General features: G+C 71.6%; 6 protein-coding genes. All 6 read right to left on the bottom strand.

From position 1 onward, the window contains the following. Positions 1-56 precede the first annotated feature (56 nt). Positions 57-1,178 (bottom strand): phosphate ABC transporter substrate-binding protein PstS, encoded by a 1,122-nt coding sequence (gene pstS / locus ACFPQ9_RS36370; protein WP_380862996.1) that lies wholly within the window; start codon positions 1,176-1,178, stop codon positions 57-59. Positions 1,179-1,423: 245 nt separating this feature from the next. Next, a complete protein-coding gene (locus tag ACFPQ9_RS36375; protein ID WP_380862998.1) occupies positions 1,424-1,846 on the bottom strand; it encodes an NUDIX hydrolase in 423 nt (140 codons plus the stop codon). A 64-nt stretch (positions 1,847-1,910) separates the two neighbouring features. After that, positions 1,911-3,083: a CHAD domain-containing protein gene (locus tag ACFPQ9_RS36380; protein ID WP_380863000.1), complete on the bottom strand. Its 1,173-nt coding sequence runs from the start codon at positions 3,081-3,083 to the stop codon at positions 1,911-1,913. Next, positions 3,064-5,301: an RNA degradosome polyphosphate kinase gene (locus ACFPQ9_RS36385; protein WP_380863002.1), complete on the bottom strand. Its 2,238-nt coding sequence runs from the start codon at positions 5,299-5,301 to the stop codon at positions 3,064-3,066. The genes ACFPQ9_RS36380 and ACFPQ9_RS36385 overlap by 20 nt, the downstream gene beginning before the upstream one ends. 285 nt (positions 5,302-5,586) lie before the next feature. Beyond that, a complete protein-coding gene (locus tag ACFPQ9_RS36390; protein WP_380863004.1) occupies positions 5,587-6,513 on the bottom strand; it encodes a hypothetical protein in 927 nt (308 codons plus the stop codon). Then, complete coding sequence (locus tag ACFPQ9_RS36395; RefSeq protein ID WP_380863006.1) at positions 6,510-7,511, bottom strand: DUF2339 domain-containing protein; 1,002 nt, start codon at positions 7,509-7,511, stop codon at positions 6,510-6,512. Before ACFPQ9_RS36395 ends, ACFPQ9_RS36390 begins: the two co-directional genes overlap by 4 nt. Between the last annotated feature and the right edge of the window lie 61 nt (positions 7,512-7,572).

A 7,572-nucleotide genomic window follows, 5' to 3' on the forward strand; every position in this document is an offset into this window, starting at 1 on the left:
GGCGGCGGTGCACCGGACGATGCGGCCCGCTCCCGGGGAAGCGGGCCGCACTCAGGTCAGCTCAGGCCCGAGATGGTCTCGCGGACCTTGGTGGCGATCTCCGTGGGCAGCGGGGCGTAGCCCGCCTCGGCCAGCAGACCCTGGCCGTCCTCGGAGGCGATGTAGTTCAGGAAGGACTTGGTGGCGGGGAGGGTCTCCGCCTTGTTGCCCTTGTCACAGACGATCTCGTAGGTGACCAGGGTGATCGGGTAGGCGCCGGCGGCGGACGGCGTGTAGTCGAGCTCCAGCGCCATGTCCTTGCCGGTGCCGACGACCTTGGCGGCGGCGATGGCCTTGGACGCGTTCTCAGTGGAGGCCTTGACCGGCTCGGCGGCCTCGGTCTTGACGTCGACCGTCTTGATGTCCTTGGCGTAGGAGAGCTCGAAGTAGCCGATCGAGCCCGAGGTCTGCGAGACCTGCTGGGCCAGGCCGGAGGAGCCCGAGGCGGACTGGCCGCCCTTGGCCTGCCACGACTTGCCGCCCTCGTACTTCCAGTCGTTCGGGGAAGCGGCGATCAGGTACTTGGTGAAGTTGTCCGTGGTGCCGGACTCGTCCGAGCGGTGGAACGGCTGGATCTTGAGGTCGGGCAGCTTCGCGTCGGGGTTCAGCGCCGCGATGGCCTTGTCGTTCCAGTTGGTGATCTTGCTGTCGAAGATCTTGGCCAGCGTGGAGGCGTCGAGGACGAGGCTGTCCACGCCCGGGACGTTGAAGCCGACCGCGATCGGGCCGCCGACCATGGGCAGGTCGATGGCCTGGCCGCCGGAGCAGATCTTCTTGGACTCGGTGATCTCCTCCGGCTTCAGGGCGGAGTCAGAACCGGCGAACGCGGTCTGGCCCTGGAGGAAGGCGGTGACACCGGCACCGGAACCGGTCGGGTTGTAGTTGAGCTGAACGCTCTTGCAGGCAGCGGTGAACTGCTTGACCCATGCGTCGATCGCGTTCTTCTGCGCGGACGAGCCGGACGCCTGGAGCTGGCCGCTGGCGTCGCCGCAGTCGACGCTGCCGGCCGCGGGAGCGCTCGCGGACGCGTCGCCGCCGTTGCTGGTGTCATCGGAGCCGCACGCCGTGAGGGCCAGGGCGCCGGAGACGGCGAGAGCGCCGAGAGCGAGGACGCGCCGGTTCTTGCGCTGAAGCTTCACTTGAGGGAGTTCCTTCCAGGAGCCGCCGTCCTGAATTCGGCGGCGTGCGAAGAATGGGCGATGCGGACGCGTCTATCCGAGTGCGGCCCGTCATCTTGCACGGCCGAAATTAGGCAGAACAGGTGAAGGCGCCGAAGGGCGTAAATGAACGAGGGGTGAACCCCTGGGTACGGCTGGGTGAGGTAACGGAACGCTTACGTTGAGGACACGGGTGTATTCCGAGACTTTGTCGCGGTTGATTCGGACTATGTCAGCCGGAGCGCCTGCAAGAGGGCGTCCACCAGGGCGCGGTCCCTCGGTTGGGTCAGCCGCCCCCGGGCCGCCGGCGGGGCGAGCCAGAGCACCCGGTCCACCTCCGTGTTGGGGGTGAAAACACCGGGGCCCGCCTCGGCCGCCCAGTAGCGGACCTCCTTGGGCCGGCCGTTGGCCGGATAGCGCATCGTCGGCAGCTCGGCGCCGGGCTCGGCGGAGTGCCCCGTCTCCTCCAGCACCTCGCGCAGCGCCCCCGCGAGGGGGTCCTCGCCGCGTTTCAACTTGCCCTTCGGATGCGACCAGTCGTCGTACTTCGGTCGGTGGACCAGGCATATCTCCAGCTCACCGCCTACCGGCGAACGGCGCCACAGGACGCATCCGGCCGCATGGACAGTGAGGTCGTCGGCGGGAGTCACCGGGGGGTTGCCTCCTTCGGGGTCACCTGTGGTTCAGGGGTTCCCAGGGCGTGCCTCAGGGTCGCTAGGGCGTGCCCACCGTCTGCATCTGCCAGCACTGCTGGAACGCGAAGCGCGCGGCCTCCACCTCGTGCCGCTGGTCGGCGTGCAGCACGCCGAGGGCGTACGCCGTCGCGGGGGCGATACGCGGGGTGCGCGCGGCCTGGGCCGCGGCGGCCGCCGCCTCGGAGGCGTCGCGGTGCCGGTTCAGGGACTGGCCGGCCGTCAGCAGCCGTACGTCCACCTGCGCGGAGTCGCCGTGGAGGACCTCACGGGCATAGCGGTGCAGCCGCAGCAGCAGGCGGACCTGGTGCCAGGGCGCGTCCTGCGGATGCGGGGCCGGGTCCGGGGAGAGGCCGTGGATCAGGGCCTCGGCGTTGTAGGGGCTGCCCGCGGTCACCAGCGGCAGCGCCGCCACCGCGTCGGTGAGCCGCTCCTCGGCCGCGCCCGCGAGAGCGCGCAGGTCGGCGGTGGCCGCGGCCGGGGTGAGCGGGACCTCGCTGGCCAGTACGGCGATGCTGTCGGCGACGGCGTGGAAGCGGGAGGAGCCGAGGGCCTGGAGGGCGGTGCTGTGCGCCCGGGTCCGGGCCAGGGTCAGCTGGCGCTCCAGCAGGGCGCCCGCTTTGGCGGCGCCCACCGTGAGGTTGCCGCGCTCCGGGCCGGCCGCCGGGTGGGTCGGGGGACCGGTGTCGCCGGCCGCGGCCTTCTGCGGGGCGGCCGTAGCCCCCGCGACATGGCCGCCGGCGGGCCCGTCCGCCGCCGCGCCGGGCATGCCGAGGGCACCCGGCTGCGCCGGCAGCACCGCCGCGCCCGACAGCCGGTGCAGCGCCAGCAGCAGGCGCTCCAGCCGGGCCGCGTACGCGTGCTCCATCGCCAGCGTGCCGGACAGCCAGGCCAGTTCGGGGCGGATCGCCTCCGACCAGTCGGCGTCCAGCAGCGGCCGGAACGTGTGCAGGCTGGCGCTGATACGGCGGGCCGAGCGGCGCAGGGCCCGTGCCGCGTCGACGGACTCCTGCGAGCCGTTCTCCCCGGCGCGCGCCTTGGTTCGCGTCGGGGCACCTCCGTCGCCGCCGGTCTCCCGGTGCAGGCGCAGGGCTCGCAGGAACTCCGTGGCCTGGGCGCGCAGGTAGCCCGCGAGGGCGTCCCCGGACACAGCCCCGGCCGTGGGGTCCGTCGGATCAAGGTGTTGCTGTGCCACGCCGGCGCCTCCGGGCGTCTATGAGCATCTCCTGGACGTTGCGCAGGGGCTGGCCCTCCGCGTCCGTCGCGTGCCGCGTCCACTCGCCGTCCGAGCCCAGATGCCAGGACGCGGTGGTGTCCGACATACCGGTCTCCAGGAGCCGGTTCAACGCGGCGCGGTGGGCCGGGTCGGTGACCCTGACCAGGGCTTCGATACGGCGGTCTAGGTTGCGGTGCATCATGTCGGCGCTGCCGATCCACACCTCGGGTTCGCCGCCGTTGCCGAAGCCGAAGACCCGGGAGTGCTCGAGGAAGCGGCCGAGGACCGAACGGACGCGGATGTTCTCCGACAGTCCGGTCACGCCCGGGCGGATCGCGCAGATGCCGCGGACCCAGATGTCGACCGGCACGCCCGCCTGGGACGCGCCGTAGCAGGCGTCGATGATCGCCTCGTCGACTATGGAGTTGACCTTGATGCGGATGTAGGCGGGACGTCCGGCACGGTGGTGCTGGACCTCCTTGTTGATCCGCGCGATCAGCCCGTCGCGCAGCGACTTGGGGGCCACCAGCAGGCGCCGGTACGTTTCCCGGCGCGAGTAGCCGGACAGGCGGTTGAACAGGTCGGACAGGTCCGCGCCGACCTGCGGGTCCGCGGTCAGCAGGCCCAGGTCCTCGTACAGCCGCGCCGTCTTCGGGTGGTAGTTGCCCGTGCCGACATGGCTGTAGCGGCGCAGGGTCTCGCCCTCCTGGCGGACCACCAGCGACAGCTTGCAGTGCGTCTTCAGGCCGACGAGGCCGTAGACGACATGGCAGCCGGCCTCCTCCAGCTTGCGCGCCCACTTGATGTTGGCGTGCTCGTCGAAGCGGGCCTTGATCTCGACCAGCACCAGGACCTGCTTGCCGGCCTCGGCGGCGTCGATGAGCGCGTTGACTATGGGGGAGTCGCCGGAGGTGCGGTACAGGGTCTGCTTGATCGCGAGGACGTCCGGGTCGTCGGCCGCCTGCTCCAGGAACGCCTGCACGGAGGTGGAGAAGGAGTCGTAGGGGTGGTGGAGGAGGACGTCCCGGTTGCGCAGGGCCGCGAAGATGTCCGGCGCGGAAGCCGACTCGACCTCGGCGAGATCGCGATGGGTGCCCGCGACGAACTTCGGGTACTTCAGCTCGGGCCGGTCGATGGAGGCGATGCGGAAGAGGCCGGTGAGGTCCAGGGGGCCGGTGAGCGGGTAGACCTCGGCCTCGCTGATCTTCAGCTCGCGCACCAGCAGGTCCAGGACCTCCTGGTTGATGTTCTCCTCGACCTCCAGGCGCACCGGCGGCCCGAAGCGGCGCCGCATGAGCTCCTTCTCCAGCGCCTGGAGGAGGTTCTCGGCGTCGTCCTCCTCGACCTCCAGGTCCTCGTTGCGGGTGACCCGGAAGGCGTGGTGCTCCAGGACCTCCATGCCCGGGAACAGCTCCTCCAGATGCGCGGCGATCACGTCCTCCAGCGGCACGAACCGGCCGGGGGAGGCCTCCAGGAAGCGGGACAGCAGCGGCGGCACCTTCACACGGGCGAAGTGCGGCGTGCCGGTGACGGGGTTCCGTACGCGCACGGCCAGGTTCAGGGAGAGCCCGGAGATGTACGGGAAGGGGTGCGCCGGGTCGACCGCCAGCGGCGTCAGCACCGGGAAGATCTGGTGCCGGAACAGCGTGAAGAGGCGGGCCTGCTCCTTCTCGGTCAGCTCGTTCCAGCGGACCAGGTGGATGCTCTCCTCCGCGAGCGCGGGGGCGACGTCCTCGTGGTAGCAGGCGGCGTGCCGGGCCATCAGCTCACGGCTGCGGGCCCAGATCATCTCCAGCACCTCGCGGGGCTGGAGGCCGGACGCGGACCGGGTGGCGACACCGGTCGCGATACGGCGCTTCAGTCCGGCCACGCGGACCATGAAGAACTCGTCCAGGTTGCTGGCGAAGATCGCGAGGAAGTTCGCCCGCTCCAAAAGCGGGGTGTTCGGATCCTCGGCGAGTTCGAGGACACGCTCGTTGAACGCGAGCCAGCTGCGCTCCCGGTCCAGGAACCGGCCCTGGGGCAGCTGGACACCTTCGACCTCGGTGACCTCGTACGCGTCGAGGTCGGCGTCGATGTCGGGTTCCAGATCGGAGACGACCGCCGAGGTGACCGTGTGCGGGCGGTGTGCCGCGATGGACCCTACTGAGGGCTGCGCGTGCTGGACCTTGGCCTGGGCGTTGGAGGACTGGCTCATATGCCCATTGTTCCGCGCATCGAGCCCGATGGGCGCGTCGGAAAGCGCGGGCGGGAGCGTCGCGGGGAGGCGTCGTGCGTCCCCGTTCCTCGCGCCCCCCTGTGCGGGAAGCGAAGGATCTGGCACGGCGGCGGTCATTGGCTGAGCGTCGCAAGTCCGTCTGAACCAATGGTTACGGAGACATGGCGTGTGGGATAGCGGGGGGCGGCTCGCGGACGTCTACGTGTCCGGACAAGTGTCCGGACGGCACGTCCCTCCCCCCGTGGAGGGACGTGCGGTGAGCCTTCAGGGGGTGCGGCGGCGCAGCACGGCGAAGGCGGCCAGGGTCGCGGCGGCGGCCAGGGCGAGGAGAAGGCCGGTCTCGACGTACTGCAGCGGCCAGAAGTGTGACGGCGGGTGGTACGTCGCCCGGACGTGCCGGACACCGTCGGTGATGGACGCGTCCCAGTCCGCCACGAACGCGGAACGCGGCAGTTCGAGCTCGCCGGTCGCGGTGCGGGTGGCCTTGGGCCAGAGGTCCTCGCGGAGCCGTTCCAACACGTTGTACAGCACGAGCGCGACCGCGAGGCCCGCCCCGGCGGCGGGCAGGGTCCGGCGCAGCAGCAGGCCGGTGAGCGCGCCGAGGGCGAGACCCGCGAGGGGGTGGGCGACGGCGGTGGGGCCGGTCGAGAGGAAGACGTCCGGGTAGTACCAGTCGCCGACCAGGTTGGGGTCGTCGTCCCCTCGCGCCCACAGGCTCAGGAGGACGACCGTGCCGCAGCCGGCGGTGATCAGGACGGCCGGCACGGCGAGCTGGGCGGCCAGCCAGCGCGCCGGGCTCACCGACTGGGTCCAGGCCAGCCGCGCGGTGCCGCTCTCCAGTTCGCGCCCGATGAGCGCGCCGCCCGCCCAGGCGGCCACGGGAAAGATCGCGTACGACAGGCTTGCGGCGACCAGCTGAAGGACCGTCCGGTAGGTGTCGTCGGCGGTGATCGCCTGCACCGACGCGCAGGAGGGCAGACCGTCGACGGCGGCCGGCTCGGCGCAGGGGCTCATGCCGCTGCGGGCCTCGTCGCCGATGACGTACATCCAGATCAGCGCGACCGTGGCGGCCGTCACCGCGAGCCCCCAGAAGATCAGCGCGGTGCGGTGCACCCGCAGAACGGTCCAGGTCAGGCCATGGGTGCCGGGTGCCGTGGCGGCGGTCCGGGGCGCGGTGAGGGTGGCGGTCATACGGCGGCTCCGGTACGGCGCTTGAGCAGCCGGAAGGAGATCAGGACCGCCAGGGCCGCGAGGGCGAGGGTGATGCCCGTCTCCATCAGCTGAAGCGGCCAGAAGTGGGCGGAGGGGTGGTAGTCGCGGTAGAAGCCGACGATGTCGTGCTCGGCCAGGCACTTGGCGTCGTCGACGCAGATCGGGTCCGGGACGCGGGCGCCGGTCGAGGCGAGCGCGCCCTCGTCCATGACCATGCCGATGTACTCCGGGTAGCCGTCCTTGGCGGTCAGTGTCTCGGCGGGCCACAGGTACGGGCGCAGGGTGCCGAGCGCGGTCATCAGGAGGGCAAGGCCCGCCACCGCCAGGCCGAGCGCGGGCAGCGCCCGGCGCTGGAGCAGACCGGCGAGGACGCCGACGGCGAGGCCGAGGAGGACGTACGCGGTGGCGAGGGTGCCGTTGGCCTCGAAGGTGGTGGTCTGGTACCAGTCCCGTGAGCCCATCGCCAGGCGCAGCTGTCCGTCCGTGGACCACAGCATGCGGTGCAGCAGCGTGAGCGCGAGGGTGCCGGTGACGAGCAGCGCGGCGGGCACGGCGAGCTTGGCGGCCAGCCAGCGGGCCGGGGAGACCGACTGCGTCCACGCCAGCTGGGCCGTGCCGTTCTCCAGTTCGCGCCCGATGAGCGCGCCGCCCGCCCAGGCCGCGGTGAGGAAGGGGGCGAGGCCGAGCACTCCGGCGCCGAGGCCACTGGCGGTGTCGTACCGGTCGTAGGCGGCACCGATGTCGTCGCAGCCCAGGACCGGCTGCCCCGAGTCGCACCCCATCTTCCGGAACGCGGCCCAGGCGGCGTCCGCCCCCGGACCCTGGGCCCACAGCAGGGCTCCCGCGCCGAAGGCGACCAGCAGCACCCAGAACCACAGGGCCGAGCGGTGCACCCGCAGCAGTGCCCAGAGCAGTCCGCGCGGGCCCCGGGAGGACGCGGCGACGGTGGGCGTCCGGATCGTCGTCACGGCGGTCATACGGCCCTACCTTCTTGAGTGCGTCCCGTGAGTTCGCGACTCTGGGACTGCGCGGGTGGGG

It is taken from the genome of Streptomyces coerulescens (assembly GCF_042657965.1).
GTDB lineage: Bacteria > Actinomycetota > Actinomycetes > Streptomycetales > Streptomycetaceae > Streptomyces > Streptomyces coerulescens.

Bases quoted from the DNA above. Each gene is read 5' to 3' on its own strand.
- ACFPQ9_RS36390 (WP_380863004.1), bottom strand. From the start codon at position 6,513: ATGACCGCCACCCTCACCGCGCCCCGGACCGCCGCCACGGCACCCGGC.
- ACFPQ9_RS36385 (WP_380863002.1), bottom strand. From the start codon at position 5,301: ATGAGCCAGTCCTCCAACGCCCAGGCCAAGGTCCAGCACGCGCAGCCC.
- ACFPQ9_RS36395 (WP_380863006.1), bottom strand. From the start codon at position 7,511: ATGACCGCCGTGACGACGATCCGGACGCCCACCGTCGCCGCGTCCTCC.